Annotated in this window: 17 protein-coding genes; 7 read left to right on the top strand and 10 right to left on the bottom strand. The window is 31.9% G+C overall.

Annotated features, from left to right (window positions below; all coding sequences use genetic code 11):
• The first annotated feature begins 205 nt into the window (after window positions 1-205).
• Window positions 206-2,050: a M1 family metallopeptidase gene (locus J3U20_RS03750; RefSeq protein ID WP_160541687.1), complete on the top strand. Its 1,845-nt coding sequence runs from the start codon at window positions 206-208 to the stop codon at window positions 2,048-2,050.
• 9 nt (window positions 2,051-2,059) lie between these two features.
• The gene (locus J3U20_RS03745; protein WP_160541686.1) at window positions 2,060-2,839 is read left to right on the top strand and encodes a type III pantothenate kinase; all 780 of its coding nucleotides are present in this window, start codon (window positions 2,060-2,062) and stop codon (window positions 2,837-2,839) included.
• Between the two features lie 185 nt (window positions 2,840-3,024).
• Here the strand turns inward: J3U20_RS03745 and J3U20_RS03740 are convergent, their stop codons facing one another.
• From J3U20_RS03740 to J3U20_RS03725, 4 genes are all read right to left on the bottom strand, one after another.
• Window positions 3,025-3,891, bottom strand: a complete 867-nt coding sequence (locus tag J3U20_RS03740) for a hypothetical protein (RefSeq protein WP_160541685.1) — start codon at window positions 3,889-3,891, stop codon at window positions 3,025-3,027.
• Window positions 3,892-4,196: 305 nt separating this feature from the next.
• Window positions 4,197-5,222, bottom strand: coding sequence for a uroporphyrinogen decarboxylase (gene hemE, locus J3U20_RS03735; RefSeq protein WP_160541684.1), 1,026 nt, complete (start codon window positions 5,220-5,222; stop codon window positions 4,197-4,199).
• On the bottom strand, window positions 5,215-5,868 hold the full coding sequence (locus tag J3U20_RS03730; RefSeq protein ID WP_160541683.1) for a uroporphyrinogen-III synthase: 654 nt from the start codon (window positions 5,866-5,868) through the stop codon (window positions 5,215-5,217). The genes hemE and J3U20_RS03730 overlap by 8 nt, the downstream gene beginning before the upstream one ends.
• Window positions 5,869-6,120: 252 nt before the next feature.
• Window positions 6,121-7,104 (bottom strand): ABC transporter ATP-binding protein, encoded by a 984-nt coding sequence (locus J3U20_RS03725; protein WP_160541682.1) that lies wholly within the window; start codon window positions 7,102-7,104, stop codon window positions 6,121-6,123.
• Window positions 7,105-7,412: 308 nt separating this feature from the next.
• Between J3U20_RS03725 and J3U20_RS03720 the strand changes: the two genes are divergently transcribed.
• Together J3U20_RS03720 and mscL are read left to right on the top strand one after the other, a co-directional pair.
• Complete coding sequence (locus tag J3U20_RS03720) at window positions 7,413-9,509, top strand: type IA DNA topoisomerase (RefSeq protein ID WP_160541681.1); 2,097 nt, start codon at window positions 7,413-7,415, stop codon at window positions 9,507-9,509.
• A 70-nt stretch (window positions 9,510-9,579) separates the two neighbouring features.
• Complete coding sequence (gene mscL / locus J3U20_RS03715) at window positions 9,580-9,972, top strand: large-conductance mechanosensitive channel protein MscL (RefSeq protein WP_160541680.1); 393 nt, start codon at window positions 9,580-9,582, stop codon at window positions 9,970-9,972.
• A 45-nt stretch (window positions 9,973-10,017) separates the two neighbouring features.
• Here mscL and J3U20_RS03710 read toward each other — a convergent pair whose 3' ends face one another.
• Window positions 10,018-11,454, bottom strand: a complete 1,437-nt coding sequence (locus J3U20_RS03710; RefSeq protein WP_160541679.1) for an OmpP1/FadL family transporter — start codon at window positions 11,452-11,454, stop codon at window positions 10,018-10,020.
• A 23-nt stretch (window positions 11,455-11,477) separates the two neighbouring features.
• Window positions 11,478-12,848, bottom strand: a complete 1,371-nt coding sequence (locus tag J3U20_RS03705; protein WP_160541678.1) for a hypothetical protein — start codon at window positions 12,846-12,848, stop codon at window positions 11,478-11,480.
• A 177-nt stretch (window positions 12,849-13,025) separates the two neighbouring features.
• Between J3U20_RS03705 and proS the strand changes: the two genes are divergently transcribed.
• Both proS and J3U20_RS03695 read left to right on the top strand, forming a co-directional pair.
• Window positions 13,026-14,498, top strand: coding sequence for a proline--tRNA ligase (gene proS / locus J3U20_RS03700; protein WP_185150286.1), 1,473 nt, complete (start codon window positions 13,026-13,028; stop codon window positions 14,496-14,498).
• Between the two features lie 168 nt (window positions 14,499-14,666).
• Complete coding sequence (locus tag J3U20_RS03695; RefSeq protein WP_255448149.1) at window positions 14,667-15,911, top strand: 3-deoxy-D-manno-octulosonic acid transferase; 1,245 nt, start codon at window positions 14,667-14,669, stop codon at window positions 15,909-15,911.
• 90 nt (window positions 15,912-16,001) lie between these two features.
• On the opposite strand, the gene J3U20_RS03690 is transcribed toward J3U20_RS03695, so the two are convergent.
• From J3U20_RS03690 to J3U20_RS03680, 3 genes are all read right to left on the bottom strand, one after another.
• Window positions 16,002-16,703 carry an RsmE family RNA methyltransferase gene (locus tag J3U20_RS03690; RefSeq protein ID WP_160541677.1) on the bottom strand — a complete coding sequence of 234 codons (702 nt, stop codon included), beginning with the start codon at window positions 16,701-16,703 and terminating at the stop codon, window positions 16,002-16,004.
• A gap of 266 nt (window positions 16,704-16,969) precedes the next feature.
• On the bottom strand, window positions 16,970-17,296 hold the full coding sequence (locus J3U20_RS03685) for an iron-sulfur cluster assembly protein (protein ID WP_105296810.1): 327 nt from the start codon (window positions 17,294-17,296) through the stop codon (window positions 16,970-16,972).
• 1 nt (window position 17,297) lies between these two features.
• Entirely contained in the window at window positions 17,298-17,711 is a 414-nt protein-coding gene (locus J3U20_RS03680) for a BrxA/BrxB family bacilliredoxin (RefSeq protein ID WP_160541676.1), read from the bottom strand.
• Window positions 17,712-17,867: 156 nt separating this feature from the next.
• Here J3U20_RS03680 and rnpA point away from each other — a divergent pair, with 156 nt between their 5' ends.
• Window positions 17,868-18,239, top strand: coding sequence for a ribonuclease P protein component (rnpA, locus tag J3U20_RS03675; protein WP_160541675.1), 372 nt, complete (start codon window positions 17,868-17,870; stop codon window positions 18,237-18,239).
• A 236-nt stretch (window positions 18,240-18,475) separates the two neighbouring features.
• On the opposite strand, the gene J3U20_RS03670 is transcribed toward rnpA, so the two are convergent.
• Window positions 18,476-19,069, bottom strand: coding sequence for a MarC family protein (locus J3U20_RS03670; RefSeq protein ID WP_105296814.1), 594 nt, complete (start codon window positions 19,067-19,069; stop codon window positions 18,476-18,478).
• Window positions 19,070-19,119 lie beyond the last annotated feature (50 nt).

Genomic DNA, 19,119 nt, shown 5'->3' with positions numbered 1-19,119 from the left:
TTAAATATTTATACTATATCTTGTTATTTTATCGTTACTAGTAACATTCCTTTTAAGGATATAATTTTCTTACTATAAAACATTTCATTAACTTAAATATACGCACAAATGATAGGATATTCCTGCAAAAGTTAAAAAATTATTGAAATGTAATTTATTGCTTATTTAATAAAATTAATCTTTAACTTGCGTTAAATCAATTTTAATGAAAAAAATATTTTTTATTTGTTTCCTAACCTTAGGATTACTTTCTAATTCACAAATAAATAAATACTATCAACAACAGGCAGATTATAAAATGAATATTGATGTTGATGTTAAAAATTACCAATATAAGGGTCATCAACAAATTACTTATACAAACAATTCCCAAGACACACTTTCTGTTTTCTATTTCCACTTATATTGGAATGCATTTCAACCAAATTCAATGATGGATCAGAAATTACAAGAACTAAATAAAACTGCTGACAAACGAATGATTACCGGTGAAGGGAAATCACGAATCTCATCGTTGAAATCTAATGAAATAGGGTATCAAAAAATTAAATCCTTAAAACAAGAAGGTATACCGGTTACGTTTACTGTTGAAGAAACTATTTTAAAAGTTCAATTGGCAAAACCTATATTACCCCATACCACCACTCATTTTGAAATGGAATGGACCTCACAGATTCCTCCGGTTATTCGAAGAGCCGGAAGAAATAATTCCGAAGGCATTGATTTAACCATGACCCAATGGTACCCGAAAGTAGTAGAATACGATTATGAAGGATGGCATACCTTTGATTATATCGCAAGAGAATTTCAAGGAGTTTTTGGAAATTATGATGTAACGATAGCAATTGATAAAAATTATATTATTGGAGCCGGTGGAGTTCTCCAAAACCCCAAAGACGTTAAAGGATATCTTGCAGATGCTCAACCGGTTGTTAAAAAAAATAAAACATTCTGGCATTTTAAAGCAGAAAATATTCATGATTTTGCCTGGGCTGCCGATCCTGATTATACAGTTGATTCAATCTCCATAGAAAACGGACCTTTGGTTTATTTGATTTATCAGAAGTCTAAGCTAACCAATTATTGGGAAGAATCTAAACCTTATATCAAGAAATACTTTTCTCTTATGAAAGAAAACTTTGGCGCCTATCCCTATCCAACCTATTCTTTTATTCAAGGAGGAGACGGTGGCATGGAATATGGGATGTGTACTATGATCATGGGAAATGCAAAATCTTTGGAAGGACTTTCCGATTTGATGTTTCATGAAGCCTCTCATTCTTGGTTTCAGCATATACTTGCTTCCAATGAAAGTATGAGAGCTTGGATGGATGAAGGATTTACTTCGTATGCAGAACATTTAATGATGGCTAAAATATTTCCTGACTATGTAAAAAATTATCCAAACCCTCATTATAATAGTGTTGAATTTTACACAGAATTTATAAAAACTAGACAGGAAGAAGTAATGGGTATTTTTTCTGATCATTTTTTAACTAATAATGGCTATAGTGTTGCTGCCTATATTAAAGGCGAGTTGTTTTTAGTGCAATTAGAATATATTGTTGGTAGACAAACTTTTTTCAAAATAATGAAAAATTACTTTGAAACATGGAAATTTAAACATCCTACCGACAAGGATTTTATACATATTGCTCAAAAAATATCAGGCATGGATTTAAAATGGTATTGGAACTATATGACTTATACCACACGGACTATTGATTATGCTATTAAAAGCGTAGAAAAAGAAGGAAAAACCACTAAGGTAACACTTGAAAATCTGGGTAATTTTCCGATGCCGATAGATGTTAATGTAACATATTCAGATGGTTCAAAACAAATATATAATATTCCTTTAAATATGATGCATAATTATAAGAAACAAGAATCTGATGTTAATCAGAAAAATCTACCTTATTGGAAATGGACACAAAAGGAATATGAATTTAGTCTGAATGTATCACCTGAAAAAATTAAATCTATTGAAATTGACGCGACCTATCGAATGGCAGACATCAATAGAGAAAACAATATTTATCCTAAATAAAATATACATATGCTTTTAGTAGTAAACATCGGAAATAGCAATATACGTTTTGGAATATTTCAAGAAGAAGAGTGTATTAATTCATGGGTAATGAATACTAAACCTTATAAGAGTGAAGATGAGCTATTTTCTCAATTTAAAATGACTTATCAAAACTATGGGATTAATCCCAATGATATTACCGAAATAGCAGTAGGCTCCGTTGTACCCCATTTAACATATCCTGTAAGAAAATCGCTAACCCGTCTTCATAATATAAAAACGGTTCAAGTAACCAGAAATACACCTACAGAGCTAACGTCTAGTACTCCGCAAATGGGTACCGATCTTTATGCCAATGCATATTATGCCTATAAAAAATATAAGGGGACAAAAATTATCGTAGATTTCGGGACTGCATTAACTTTAACTTGTGTCGATAAAACCGGAGATATAAAAGGGGTAATTATTGCTGCCGGTGTCATCACTTCTTTAAATTCTCTAATTGGAGCAACTGCACAACTTTCAGATATTGAAATGCGCACTCCTAAAAGCGTACTTGGTAAAACCACGGAAGAATCTATGCAAAGTGGAATGGTGTTTGGTTTTTTAAGTATGGTTGAAGGTTTAATTGATCGGATTAATAAAGAATTAGGGGAAGACACTTTTGTAATAGCTACCGGAGGACTCGGCCATCTATTTGCTCCCTTAACAACTAAAATTCATATTTATGATCGTTTCCATACCATAAAAGGCTTACGGGAACTATACTTAAAACAAACCTTAGAAAATAAAAATTCTAAATTTTAGTTACCCATTTTGTATGTATAATTATAGATAATAGTGGATACTTTTTTCTATTTTAAACTTTGTGATATATCATAAATCTAAAAATACACACAACACATAAAATAGTTGTATTATCATTTTATAAAAATATTTACATAAATAAAATTAGAAGTTATCCCCTTTTTTACAGCTACTATTTTTATTAATTAATTGATTCTTAAAATATCAATAATTTTAACTCCAAGATTATTTGGTAATATAGGTAAAGCTGTATCGGCTTGAAACATAATCTTATATCCTTGACTAATTGAATTTGAATCGGAAAGTGTAGGAAAAGCTATTTGAAATTTTACACTGCTGCCGACATTAGTTCCTGCGGGAACAATAATTGCATCTGAATAAACCGTTTCTCCGGTAGCAATTGATACAATTGAGACATAAAATATACCATTAGTAATCGGTTGTCTGTTTAAAATTTGATATTCAAAATTAATACGGAAAAAATTGGCTTGATCAGCCAGTTTGTTTTCAAAAAGTAGTGTTCCTGAATCTCCATTTTTAGGACTGAGAATATCTATCGGCGAACTTGATGGTGAGGGCCAAGTACCATTTATAAATTGAGGATTTACTGCGACTGAATTATTTTGAAGTAATAATCCGTACGATTGAGTTCCTGAAAGTGGAACATACCCCGATTGATTAATGCTTATTTTTACACCTACTAAATTTTTACCATCTGAAGGCGAAATACTATTGTTGTTATTACTTGAATAAAGGCGTTGCCATTCATGTCCATTAAACATATAAACTCCGGCTTCTCTAGTATAAACTTGGTTATTAATTGTTTCTGTAAATCCATCCGGATCATAAATAATTAAACCGTTTGCAGGTTTTTTAATTGTAACGGTATCTTTTATAGAAGTAATATTTACTCGAGGAGGTAAAAAACCTTTATTAGATGATTTTATGTCTAAAATGGAAGAGCTGTCCGGAGTTTCTGTACCTATACCTACTTGTCCAAAAAGAATAATTGCATGCACAATGAATGCGAAAATTGATAAAATTTTCTTCATAAAATTAAATTTAAAAATGTTATTTTGGGTAAAAATTGAGAACTTTAAATCTTCTCAGACAGATAATTTAGATGTAGAGGCATTTAAATAATTTACAAATATCATGCCCATATAGTGCTATGTATGAATTATTTACAATTGATCAACTATACAATTTGAAGTAAAAAACGTTTCGTTGTAGAGGATATATGCAATCCCGCTGATCTTTATTCGATGATGGTATATTTTTTCTAAAAGATATAACTATGAAGTTATGTAAAAACTAATTATTATTTAAGTAATATACAGATTTCATCGATTTATTGCTATTCTTTAAATTCCACAATAGCCTTAATAAATGCCTCAGCATTTTCTAAAGGGACATTTGGTAAAATTCCATGACCTAAATTGGCTATATATCGTTGAACACCAAAATCACGGATCATTTGTTGTGCTTCAGAATATATTTTTTCAGGAGAAGACAGCAATTTAGCCGGATCAAAATTTCCTTGTAATGTAATTACGCCGCCCGTAAATTCTCTAGCTTTTTGAGGCGTGATCGTCCAATCTACTCCTAAAGCAGAAGCCTTAGATTGGGACATGGTTTGTAGTGCATACCAACAGCCTTTTCCAAACACTATAACCGGAACTTTGGGCGCTAAAGATTCAATAATCTGATTTATATAGTTCCATGAAAATTCATCATAATCTTTAGGAGAAAGCAAGCCTCCCCAACTATCAAAAATTTGTACGGCATCTACACCATATTCAACTTTTTTTAATAAATACCGGATGGTATAATCTGTAATTTTTTGCAGTAATACATGAGCCCGTTTTGGATTTTTAAAACAAAACGATTTAGCTTTATCAAATGTTTTAGAACCTTTTCCTTCGACTGCATAGCATAAAATCGTCCATGGGCTTCCTGAAAAACCGATTAAGGGAATTTGATTATCTAGATGTTTTTTAGTAAGGGTTATAGCTTCCAATACATATCCTAAACTTTCTTCAATCGGAGGATTTTGCAATCTATCAATATCAGATTCAGAAGTGATAGGATTTTCCAAATAGGGGCCTACGGATTCCTTCATTTCAAAATTCAATCCCATGGCTTGAGGAACTACTAAAATGTCTGAAAATAAAATAGCCGCATCTATTGGAAATCTTTTTACAGGCATTAGAGTTATTTCTGCTGCCAATTCAGGAGTTTGACAACGGGTAAAAAAATCATACTTATCTCGTAAAGCTCTAAATTCAGGTAAAAATCTACCTGCTTGACGCATCATCCATACCGGCGGACGTTCGACATGTTTACCTTTTAAAGCATCCAGAAATAAAGTATTTTTAATCATTTATTTTCTTTTTTATTAGTTCAAGTAAGGATTCCTTTGTTGTATCTTCCGGATAATATATTTTGTATTCTCCCAGTGTACTAACCGTTTCAGCGGTGGTTTTACCGCTTGTAAATATAATAGTTTCCTGCGGAATCTCATTCATGGAACTAAAGGATCTTACTGCAGAAGGACTTGTAAAAACAATAGCATCATATTGCTTATCTATTTTATGAGGAGTTAAAAGGGTTTTATAACATTCTATTCCAACAACTTCCACTCCATTTTTACGTAAAGCATCCGGTAAAATAGTAAGCGACAAATTTCCTTTAAAAAAAACATATTTTTTTATATCTGTTTCCAGCATTCTTTCCAACAAATCTTCAGCATAATTGGTTATAAATGCAATATCTCTGTTCTGTCCGTATAATTCTTTTGCGGTACTTTTTCCTACTACAAAAAATTTACCTTCCAATTCTATATCCTTGATCGCTTTTGCAGAATTTTTACTGGTTACAATAAACGAATCAACATCTAAAGGAATTTGCTTAATAAATTCATAATAAGGATAGATTTCTACATATATAAAAGGAATATAATCAATTTCATATTCCTGCTCATAATCATCCGGAATTGAGAAAGAAGAAGTAAATAATATTCTTTTCATATTAAATTGATTTATACAAATATACTGTTATTAAATGCACCTAAAAAATCAAAAACTAAAAATATCTTCGTTTTGTAACAAAATTCATACATTTTATTATTTTTTTATCCTTATTACTGAGTATTTAAAACAATATTGCATTTAGAATCATTATTTTTAAAGTATAATTAATAGGAAATTCAACCTACTATACTAAGTGGCTAAGCAATAACGATTATTTGGTAAATCTATAATGAGATTTTAAACTATTAGTTAATTAAATTTATTATCCAATAATTTCTGATATTCATAAAATTGTAAAAAACACCCTTTGCCAATCGGTAATGATTCATCACTAATAAACCAAAATCTTTTAAATTTTGAAATACTTTCCACGAGATAATGACTGCCCATAAAATAACTTCTTATTACTTTTACAGGAATACCCGATTGAGAAATTATAAATTGATGTGGATAAATTAGAATTTCATCTTCTACTAAATCTTCAAACAGGTTCGGAAAATCTGATCTTTTTAAAATGGTATTTTCACCAAATAAATTGGCAACATAGGTATTTTCGGGATTTCGATATATATCATGAGGATTGCCTTGTCGTATAATTTTACCTTCTTTAACAATCATCATTTCATCTGCATATGCCAAAGCGTCTTCTATTTCATGGGTGGCTAAAATAATGGAAATATTATTTTCTTTAGCAAAATCAAAAACAGCTCTTTTTAGTATATTTTTCTTAAAAGTATCGACTTGAGAAAATGGTTCGTCTAATAACAATACTGAAGGAGTTTGAGCTAAGGCTTTCGCCAATGCTACTCTTTGTTTCTGTCCTCCGCTTAGTGAGATAGGTTTTTCATCTACATAATCCGCCATGCCCACTAAATCGAGCAAAAACATAATTCTGTTTTGCTTTTCTTTCAAATCTATATTAGAGAGAAATTTACCCACATTTTCGCCAACGGTTGCATAGGGCATAAGCCCGAAATCTTGTTCCAAATATTTAAATTCAGGTTCTCCGGGAACTAAATTTCCTTTAAATCCTGCTAATTTTTTTCCTCTATAAATAACTTCTCCACTCTCCCATTCCAACAAACCATAAACTAACTTTAAAATGGTACTTTTACCGCTTCCACTTTCTCCTACAAGTGCCAGCATATTTCCTTGCTTTAAAGAGAAAGAAAGAGATTCAATTATTTTTTTATCTTTAGTGTATGAAAAACATAGATTCTTAACTTCTAACATATAGACTTATTTGTAAAATTCTCTGATTATGATTCAATGCTACAAATGATACTGGATTAAGCATAATTTCACAAATTTAAACTATTAATGCTAAAAACATCTTTTAAACTTTTATTTATTTTACTATAAATTTAATGCGGTTTTAACTGTTCTTTGGACAAAATTTTGAATATAATTTTTATAATTAATATCAAATATTGTTTTCAAATCATAAATTATTCAAATGCTAATCCGACCTTTTTTAAAAGATCAATTACTTAGTATACTTAAAAAATTGCAATTTTGCAGGAAAAATCCTTCCATCAGTAATGATTGTATGTATAGCTGAAAAACCAAGCGTCGCTAAAGATATTGCTCAAATTGTAGGGGCAAAAGAGAGAAAAGACGGATTTTACCAGGGAAACGGTTATCAAGTTACCTGGACTTTTGGTCATTTGTGTACGTTAAAAGAGCCTCATGATTATAACCCGAACTGGAAGTATTGGTATTTGGAAGACCTTCCTATCATACCGTCTAATTTTGGGATTAAGCTTATTTCCAACAAAGGGGTGGAAAAACAATTCAAAGTAATAGAAAGCCTCGTTGCTGAATGTGAAGAGGTAATCAATTGCGGGGATGCCGGACAGGAAGGTGAATTGATCCAACGGTGGGTATTGCTTAAAGCAAAATGTAAAGTTCCCGTAAAACGATTATGGATATCATCTCTTACAGAACAGTCTATTAAAGAGGGATTTGAAAACCTTAAGGATTCTTCCCAATATGAAAATTTATATGCTGCCGGAAGTGCCCGCGCAATCGGTGATTGGCTTTTGGGAATAAATGCTACCCGACTTTTTACTAAAAAATTTGCCATAAATAAAACCTTATTATCAATCGGTAGAGTTCAAACGCCAACGTTGGCAATGATTGTTCAACGGCAAAAAGAAATTGATTCTTTTGTTATTGAGGAATACTGGGAATTAAAAACCATATATAAGAATGTGGAATTCATTGCTGATATCGACCGATTGAAAAGCGAAGACCGAGCTAAAAAAGGATTAGAATATTTACAGAAATATCCTTTTGAAATAGTTTCTTTCGAAAAGAAAGAGGGAAAAGAAAAGAATCCTCGTTTATTTGATTTGACTTCTCTACAAGTAGAGGCAAACAAAAAGTACGGTTATTCTGCTGATAATACTTTAAAATACATTCAAAGCCTCTATGAAAAGAAATTCGTTACCTATCCTCGGGTTGATACCACTTATCTTTCGGAAGACTTATATCCTAAGATCTACGGAATTCTTTCCGGCATGAAATATTATGAAAATCTTATTGCTCCTCTTTTAGAAAATCCGATTCCAAAATCGAAAGCTGTTTTCGATGACACTAAAGTTACGGATCATCATGCTATTATACCTACCGATATTTTACCCGAAGGTATCTCGACTGATGAAAAAAAGATTTATGATCTTGTTGCCCGAAGATTTATTGCTGTATTTTATCCTGAATGTAAAATTTCCAATACTTTGGTAACTTCAAAAGTTGGTGAAGTACCCTTTAAAGCAAGCGGTAAACAAATTTTGGAACCGGGATGGAAAATCATCTATGAAAAAGATAAAAAAAATGAAAAAGAGGAAAATTTAATTCCGGTTTTTGAAGTTGGAGAAAGCGGTCCTCACGATCCATTCATTCATCAAGGAAAAACTACACCTCCTAAATATTTCACCGAGGCTACTTTATTAAGAAGTATGGAAACCGCCGGTAAACAAGTAGATGATGAAGAGATGAGGGAAGTAATGAAGGATAATGGTATTGGACGTCCTTCTACTCGAGCAAATATTATTGAAACTTTACTACACAGAAAGTATATCGAGAAAAAAAGAAAAAATATTTATGCCACCTCAACGGGAATGGATCTGATCGACACGATACAAAGCGAAATTTTAAAAAGCGTGGAGCTTACAGGTCTCTGGGAAAAAAAACTCAGACTCATTGAAAAAGGGGAATATTCTTCCGATCTTTTTAAAAAGGAACTTATCGAAATGGTAACCGACCTAACTCAAGAAGTTAAAAACAGTCAATATAGACGAATATCCATACAAGAGAAAAAAAATACTGAAATAAACGAAAAATCTAAAAAGCAAACCACACCCCTACGACCTGTAGAAGATTTATTTTGTCCAAAATGTAAAACTCATAAATTGATAAAAGGAAAATCTGCTTACGGCTGTTCTGATTTTAAAAATTGCAGTTTTACTATACCTTTTGAAATATTCGGCAAAAAATTAACTTTAAAACAAATATTCGATCTAATAGGTAAAGGTAAGACAACAAAAATAAAAGGATTTACAGTTCCCGAATCTCAGGAGAAAAGGGACGGTATTTTATTATTTGATGAAAATTTCGGAATAGTATTTGAAACCTAACCAAATCAGCATATATTATGTTAATTTGAAATTTAATTTATTTTTGCAATTATAATTAAAATTATTATTTATGAGTTTAATAAAAGAATTTAAAGAATTTGCCCTAAGGGGAAATGTGGTTGACATGGCTGTCGGTGTAATTATCGGGGGCGCATTTAACCAGATTATCACGTCTTTAGTTGAAGATATTATCACCCCTCTTGTTCTCACTCCTGCATTAAAGATGGCTGATTTGACCGATTTGGCTAAATTAACCATTCCGGGAACAGCTATTAAATATGGTAACTTTTTATCCACTTGCCTATCATTTTTAATTATTGCTTTTTGTTTATTTATGATGATAAAAGTGATCAATAGGCTTAATAAGAAAGACGAAGAGAAAAAAGAACAAGATAACACACCTAAACCGCCTTCTCAAGAAGAATTATTAACTGAAATCAGAGATTTACTCAAAAATAAATAAAAAAAATCCTAACTTTTGTTAGGATTTTTTATTGTGAATATATTTTTAAAACCTCATACCCAAAGTTAATACAAAATTATTTTGGATATTATTAACTTTTCCTAAATAGGGTTTATCTAAACTTATTGCAAGATTGGATCCACCTACCGTATAAAAGTCACCGGAAAGGGTCGTGCGATAATCTGTTTTAATATATTGATATCCTAGGTCCACAAAAAATTGACCAATATCATATCCGGCTCCAAAAGACAATTTATTTTTTTCACCTGCCAAGTAATTTTTTACAAATACAGGATCACTGTTTGTATCCCATATTCCTGATATAGAGTTACTTTTTACAGGAGAAGAAGCATATGCGTAACCGGCGCGTAATTTAAGTTCTCTAAACCTGTACTCAATACCTGCGCGGTATTCTTGTGAATTTCTTACGTAGTCATTAACAAAATTATTATTTAACCTATAGTCAACATCTCCTTTAAATTCCATGTCTTTATTAAAGTAATTAATAAAATCAAAATTGAAGGCCAAGGAATTATCATCATCAACGATATTGGAAGCAAAAGCGCCACTTAATACCAATTTTCCGGGAGATACATTTTTATAATGATCATAATAAACATAATCTTCTACGAATTGTCCTTTATCATCGTATCCATATATCCATCGGTAATCATCCATATCAGACCACCAAATAGGAGAATGATAGGCAGCCCCTAAACGAATCTCAGGTGTAATTTTACCGATTACCCCCACATTTAATCCGAAACCGTTGGCTTCTTGACTATAAGGCGTTAATTGCTCATTGAATTTCATATATTCCCCATCTACTGTGTTTCTATGACCATATTCAGAATTGCGATCAATATTTAAATAATGCCAATCTAATCCAATACCGAAATATAATCTATCCATGTAATTGGCTGCCAAACTGAATTTCATTTTTGATTTATATCCATTGGTATACTGATCATAATTTACCATTTCATAAAGTTGATCTACATTATCTTTATTAGGATATAAATAATTTAATTTGGTATTTCTGGAAAAGTTTACGTCGTTATCTACTCTTTGATAAGAAAAGTTTACTCCAACGTTTACTTTAAATATATCTGCTTCATCACCTAAAGCCAATGCAACTCCGGCACCGGGAACATTAAAATTGGTATCGGTATTGGAATTTACTCCGTTGCCCATAGTGGCTTTATTTTTATTCGATAAGATACTCATTGAAATATTCGCTACAGAATTTCTAAAAATACCTAGACCGGCAGGGTTTGTTTCTACGGCACTAAGATCACCTCCTAAAGCTCCCATAGACCCCCCCATACCTATATATCTGGCAGTACCTGTTGTATTATTGGAATTATCACCAAAAATAGTAAAAGCATCCGATACATCATTGGGATAAAATCTATTGGTTTGTGATTTACCTATCAAAACCATGCATGAAAGGATAAAACCGTATAATAATTTCTTGTTCATAATTTGAGTTATATTATTATATATTATCTTCTACCACCTATAACGCCTCCGCGACCACCACCTAGGGAGCCTCCTCCAAAGCCGCCACGGCTGCCACTACTTATGGAACCTCCTCCAAAGCCTCGATTACCTCCTCCAATTATAGATCCGCGAGAACTTTCGCGACTGCTCGAACTTGGGGTTTGATAGTTTGGTGAAGATATTCTAGAAGAACCTGATTCGTAATTTCTGGATCCTCCCATAATTCCTGTACTGTTTCTAGATCCTCTTATTGTACCTGAATTGGATGATTCTCTTCCGGTTCCGGAATTTCCGATCCCCACTTGATTTCTTGATCCTTCCAATGTACCTACACTATTTCTGGAGCCTCTAATGACGCCTGTGGATCTTGATCCTTCTGAATTAGTTATCGTATTATTTCTTGAGCCTCCAATTACAGCCCCGGAATTGTTTCTTGAATTTTCGGGAGTAACAACTGCGGCATTAGCTCTTGAGCCGCCTATAATTGAACCGTTTCTTCCACTTTCATTGTTTCTTGAAATAGTAGATGTAGAACCTCTATTGATTCTTGAATTACTTATCCCATTGCTTCGGCTTCCCGAAATGATGGTATTTCTACTATTTTGTCTTTGAATATCTTGTATTTGTCTAGAACGAGACGTTCCGTAAGATCTTGAAATATATGAGTTACCTCTTGAACTATTCAAATAGGAAGACCTTGATCCGTAATTGGCATAATATCTTGAACAACACCAACCATTATCCCAATAATGGTGATGAGGTCTCCAATAACCCGGATAATTCCAACCCCAAGATGGACCCCAATATGAAGGATAATCCCATCCCCAGCCGGACCATCCCCAGCCCCAGCCTACTGAAACGCCCCAATTCCATCCATAATAGGGACTCCAATAACTTCTCCATCCCCAATATGGGGCGCCCCAATAATAGGAATAATAAGGACTGTAACCTCCGTAATAATAATTATTAACTACAGTTCCGCCATCATCTCCCCAACCGTCTCTGTTATAATTATTGGAATACGATTGATTGATATCATCACTGTAGCGATTGACAGTATTGGAAGAAGTATCACTTTTGTTATAATCATCATCGTATAATAAATCACTGGCATTAGAAGTTGGATCAATATATTTTTTACCTATTCTTACTTGACTGTCTGAATATGAATTGGATGAGCTTGTACCCTCATCATATACGTAATCATAAGACTTTTGTTTATTATTTTTTCGAGTCTTATTTGAATAATATACACTATCCTCACCGGCATATGAAGATTGGCCGACATAACATGATGTTAAAAAAACCGACACCCATAAGAGAGTACCAACTTTCATGAAAACTCGTCCTAAATTACAACTGATATTCTTCATGATATTTTTTTAGTAGTTTATATATTTATTATAATTTTGTTCTTGAATCATTTTAAATTCGCAAAAGTCGTACCAATTAAGAAATACCTATTTTGCTGCAATAGTAATGTGACAAAGTATCTTAAGAATTATGACAGTTATAATTACAGAAAAGTTTAAAAACAGTAGAAAAGCATTATGGCAACACTTACATCAAGAGAAGAAGATTACAGTAAATGGTATAACGAACTGGTAATAAAAGCCGATATGGCTGAAAATTCCGGGGTTAGAGGATGTATGGTTATAAAACCTTATGGATATGCTATTTGGGAAAAAATGCAACGTCAATTAGATCAAATGTTTAAAGATACCGGACATGAAAATGCCTATTTTCCTTTGTTTATTCCTAAATCTTATCTGTCTAAAGAATCGGATCATGTGGAAGGTTTTGCCAAAGAATGTGCTGTGGTTACTCATTATCGATTAAAAAATTCTCCTGACGGAAAGGGAGTGATTGTTGACCCGGATGCCAAATTGGAGGAAGAATTGATTGTTCGGCCAACTTCTGAAACCATAATTTGGAATACTTATAAAAACTGGATTAAATCTCATAGGGATTTACCTATTTTAATTAATCAATGGGCTAATGTAGTTCGTTGGGAAATGAGAACCCGATTGTTTTTAAGAACTGCTGAATTTTTATGGCAAGAAGGACACACCGCCCATGTATCCAAAGAAGAGGCTATTGAAGAAGCTGAAAGAATGTTAAATGTTTATACCGATTTTGTTGAAAACTTTATGGGTATTCCTGTAATTCAAGGGGTAAAATCTCCTGCGGAAAGATTTGCAGGTGCTGAAGAAACTTATTGTATTGAAGCTATGATGCAAGACGGCAAAGCGTTACAAGCCGGAACTTCTCATTTTTTAGGTCAGAATTTTGCCAAAGCATTTGATGTGAAATATCAATCAAAAGAGGGTAAACAAGAATATGTTTGGGCTACCTCTTGGGGAGTATCTACCCGTCTTATCGGAGCTTTAATCATGTCTCATTCCGATGACCATGGATTAGTACTTCCTCCCAATATAGCTCCAATCCAAGTAGTTATTGTACCTATTCATAGAAATGAAGAACAATTAAATGCAATTTCTGAATTAGCAGATATACTTATCTCTCAACTTAAAAAGTTGGGAATTAGTGTTAAATTTGATGATAGAACTGAATATAAACCGGGTTGGAAATTTAATGAATATGAGTTAAAAGGCGTACCGGTTCGGGTTACCATTGGCCCTAAGGATCTTGAAAATAAACAAGTTGAAATAGCTCGAAGAGATACTTTAGAAAAGCATCAACATTCTGTAGATGGTTTAGCTGAACATATTCAAGATTTATTGAAAGAAATTCAACAAAATATTTTCAATAAAGCAAAATCTCACAGAGATTCTTTAATTACCGAAGTAAATTCTTACGAAGAATTTAAAAAAGTATTGGACGAAAAAGGCGGATTTATTTCTGCTCATTGGGATGGTTCGTTAGAAGTGGAAGAAAAAATAAAAGCTGAAACGAAAGCAACCATTCGTTGCATCCCTTTAGATGCTAAAGAGGAAGAGGGAGTATGTATATATTCAGGGAATCCTTCTAAAAGAAGAGTCTTATTTGCAAGAGCTTACTAACTAATCTATAGTACTTTTTATCGAACAGATATTTGTACTATTTTCAAATATTAATTTATTTTTCAACTCAAATATGAATAAAAATTGCCTTAATTGAATTAAGGCAATTCTTTTTAAACTAGTGTTTTGAAAAAAGTTAAATTTTTAAATAACAGTAACAGATAAATTTTGAATTCATTTTTATATTCTTTCGGCATTAAACTCATGGGAGCAGGAATGAAGATTGCTTCTTTATTTCATCCTAAAGCAAGACTTTGGGTACAAGGAAGGGCTCATGTCTTCACGGAAATACAAAATAAAATTTCACCAACGGATCAAGTGATTTGGATGCATGCATCATCTCTTGGTGAATATGAACAAGGACTTCCTGTGTTAACTGCTTTAAAGAAAAAATTTTCAAAACATAAATTTGCTCTTAGTTTTTTTTCTCCTTCCGGATATGAAGTGGTTAAAAATAATTGCATAGCCGATCTTATATTTTACATTCCCTTAGATACTCCATCAAATGCCAATCAGTTAATTGAACTCTTACATCCAAACTATGCTATTTTTGTAAAATATGATTTTTGGTATCATATATTGCAAGCACTTGCGGCAAAAAAAATACCTACTTTATTTATCTCAAGTATTTTTCGTCAAGACCAGATATATTTTAAGCCTAACGGAAAATGGTTTGTATCGATTTTAAAGAAAGTAACTCATTTTTTTGTACAGGATGAAAATTCAAAAAAATTATTGAATTCCATCGGCATTCAACAAGTAACGGTTTCAGGGGATACACGTTTTGACAGAGTTAAAATGTTAAGTAAACAGAATAACCACTTAAGCTGGTTGTCTTTGTTTAAAGGAACTAACACCTTAATTGTTGCAGGAAGTACATGGAAAGAAGATGATACGCTGTTAAAAAACTTTATTAATTCTTCTTTCTTTATGAATTGTAAGATACTTATAGCTCCACATAATATGAATCATGAATATTTTCAGAAATTAAAAGCGGAGTTATTACCTAAAACGGTATTATTTTCAGAATTAAGTCACACCCATCCTGCGGACTATCAAGTCCTAATTTTAGATACGGTTGGTATATTGACGAAAGTTTATTCCTATGCCGATATTTCTTATGTGGGAGGTGCATTTGGTAAAGAAGGGGTACACAACGTATTGGAGCCGGCCGTTTTTGCTTCTCCAGTTTTATTCGGACCCATTTATGATAAATTTATCGAAGCCGTAGAATTAATCCAGTGTGGAGGAGCAAAAGTAATTCACAATCAAAATGAATTTAATGAAGAACTCGTTGAATTACTTACAGATACAAATAAAAGATATAGAATGGGTGAAAGAGCTCGCGAATATGTCTTTAGTAAACCTGATTCGGTTCAAATTATTGTTGATTATTTGGTTCACTTACAATAATTGATTTAAAACTTAATTTTATAGGTCATAACATTTTATTTAAAATTATAGTCAATAAAAAATTGATCATATAAATTTTAATGATTCTGTTTATGGTTGGTTGTGAAAAAAATAATAACTGGAAGCAATGAAAATTCCGGCAGTTTCTGTCCTCAAACGATTTGCTCCTAAACTAACCCCTATAGAGCCTAAAGAATAAAGCTCTTCTACTTCTTTTTTAGAAAAATCTCCTTCCGGTCCAACCATCAAGGTTATTTCTTTTTCTCTGTTTAACGTTTCGTTTAAAGTGATCTTCTCATATTCTTTATAACAATGGGTAAGGTATAATTTTGTATTCGAAGATTGTATAAAATCCTTCAAAGGTGTCAATGGATAGAGTTCAGGAAAATTTATTCTCAAAGATTGTTTACAGGCGGTTTCAATTTGTTTCTTGATTTTTTCTGTATTTAAAACCTTCCTCTCTGAATTAGTACATAAAAGTGGGGTAATTTTAGATACTCCTAATTCAACTGCTTTTTCTACAAAAAACTCAAATCTGTCTATATTTTTGGTTGGAGCAATAGCAATATGTAATCCATTTTGTCCTCTATTTGAATGGGGAAAAATTTCAATTATTTGAACCTTAACTTTCTTTCCTGTTATTAGTAATTGTCCTTTTATTAATGCTCCTTTTCCATTGGTCACATAGACCATATCTCCTTCCTTCATTCGCAACACTCTTACTATATGGTGTTCTTCTTCTTCCCTTAGTTGTACTTCATTCGGATATATCTCTCCTATAAATAATCTCATGAAATCAATCTTATATTTAACAAATGTAATTATTTACCGGTGAATTGAGATGATAGTATTTATTGAGTTAAAGTTGTATAAATTTTTTAACCATTTGCTTCAATTTCAACATAATCTCAAATTTCACTTTTCTATTATCACTTAAATTTATTCAATTCCACTACTTTTTTAAATTTAGGAAAAAAGGACAGATTAATACAATTAAATCTGTCCTTTACTATCATTTACTTACTAAAGTTTAGTTACTTAGCTTTTGTCTTATGATGCTATAAAAGTCCTAAATTAAATTTAGCTTCTTCGCTCATCATATCTTTATCCCAAGTTGGTTCGAAAGTAATTTTTACATTTACTTCTTTTACTTCATCTATAGCACCGATTTTTTCTTCTACTTCCATGGGTAATGTTTCTGCCACGGGACAATTAGGGGTTGTCAAGGTCATCAATATTTCCACGTCTCCTTCTGTACTAATCTGAATATCATAAATCAATCCTAGTTCATAAACATCCACGGGAATTTCAGGATCGTAAACCGTTTTTAATTTTTCTACGATTTTTTCGGAAAGGGATTGTATTTGTTCTTCGTTTAAAGACATGTTAGCAAAATTCAGCGTATGCTTGTTTTAAATTTTCAGCAATTATTTCCGGAGAATGACCTTCAATATGATGTCTTTCTAGAAAATGAACCAATTCTCCATCTTTAAAAAGTGCTATGGACGGAGATGAAGGTGGAAAAGGGGCAAGATGTTCTCTAGCGGTTTTAACTGCATCCACATCAAATCCTGCAAATGAAGTAGTTAAATGATCCGGTTTTTTTCCTTCGCCTTCTACAGATAATATTACTCCGGGACGAGCTCCTCCGGCAGCACATCCACAAACGGAATTAATTATTAATAAGGTTGTACCGGGTCTTTTTAAGGCTTCTTCTACTTTTTCTGATGTGTTTAAATCTTCAAAACCTTTATTTGTTAATTGCGCTTTCATTGGCGCAACCATTTCTTCTGGATACATATTTTATATTAGTTTTTATTGTTATACAAAATTAATTAATGTTTATGATTATTACAAATGCCCTATCTTTGACAAAACATTTCTTGAAATTTTATGTAATCAAAAGTCTCAATAATATCATCTTTGGGAATGGTATTGTGATGAAATGCATATTATATGAACCAAAAGTATACGAAAGAAGAACATTTAAAAGGGTATAAGCTTATTAAATATTTGTTTGAAAAAGGGACGTGGAATAAAAAATATCCTTTAGCTATGGTTTATTGTCCTTCTCCTGAATTTTTGGAAACCCATAAGGTTGGAGTGTCCGTTTCTAAAAAAATTTTTAAACATGCAGTGGATAGAAATCGGATAAAAAGACTTTTGCGTGAATGTTTCCGTTTGCATAAAAATGAGCTAAACAACACTTTTACAACATCTCATTTACTAATGATTGTCTATAATGGTAAAGACAAAAAAATACCTGCCTTTAAAGAATTGGAGAGTTGTTATCTGAAATTGCTTGAAAAAATTAAATCTTCAGATTAATTTATTTGGTTTGGGATAATTTTTTTAGTCCTTTTATTATGAATACTATTAAAATGCCTACAATAGCAAATAAAATTGAATAAAAATATTTATCGTTTGGATCGGTAGTTATCCCATAACTATAATTAATTCGCGTTGCATTAAAAATTATTAAGAGGACAAAAGCTAAAAGAGTTAGATTTAAAAAATATTTCATCTTTATATTTTTACAAATATACAAAATGAGATATTATTTTTTAAGGAGATACTTTTTCTAATAAAGAAGTTATGTTTGCAGTAAATAACTTAATGGAAATTGCTAATAAGATAATACCGAAAACTTTTTTCATAATTGAAATTACTCCTTGTCCTAAAATTTGTTCTAATTTACCCGAATATCTTAATACTAAATATACGACTACCATATTAAGAAGTATGGCTATGATAATATTTTCCGTATGATATTCTGCTTTTAAAGCCAACACGGCTGTTAAAGCTCCTGCTCCTGCGATTAAAGGAAATGCCAAAGGAATTATGGAAGCAGAATGCGGTTCATCGATTTTATTAATTTCAATGCCCAAAATCATTTCCAGTGCAATAACAAATAAAACTAAAGCACCTGCTACAGCAAATGAATATACATCAATTCCTATAAGTTTTAGTAATTTATCACCAACGAACAAAAAGGATATCATGATTGCACAAGCAACCAATGTTGTTTTTTTAGCCTGAAGATAACCGACTTTACTTTTTATGCTTACTATTACGGGAACACTGCCAAAAATATCTATAATGGCAAATAAAACCATAAAACAACTTGCTATTTCCTGGATAGAAAAATGTAAAGGCATAGTAAAATTATATTTTTAAAGAATTTTGTTAATTAAATTTCCTAAAAAGT

The organism is Apibacter sp. B3919, assembly GCF_026537405.1.
Taxonomy (GTDB): Bacteria; Bacteroidota; Bacteroidia; order Flavobacteriales; family Weeksellaceae; genus Apibacter.
This window is presented reverse-complemented; position numbering and strand designations above follow the sequence as displayed.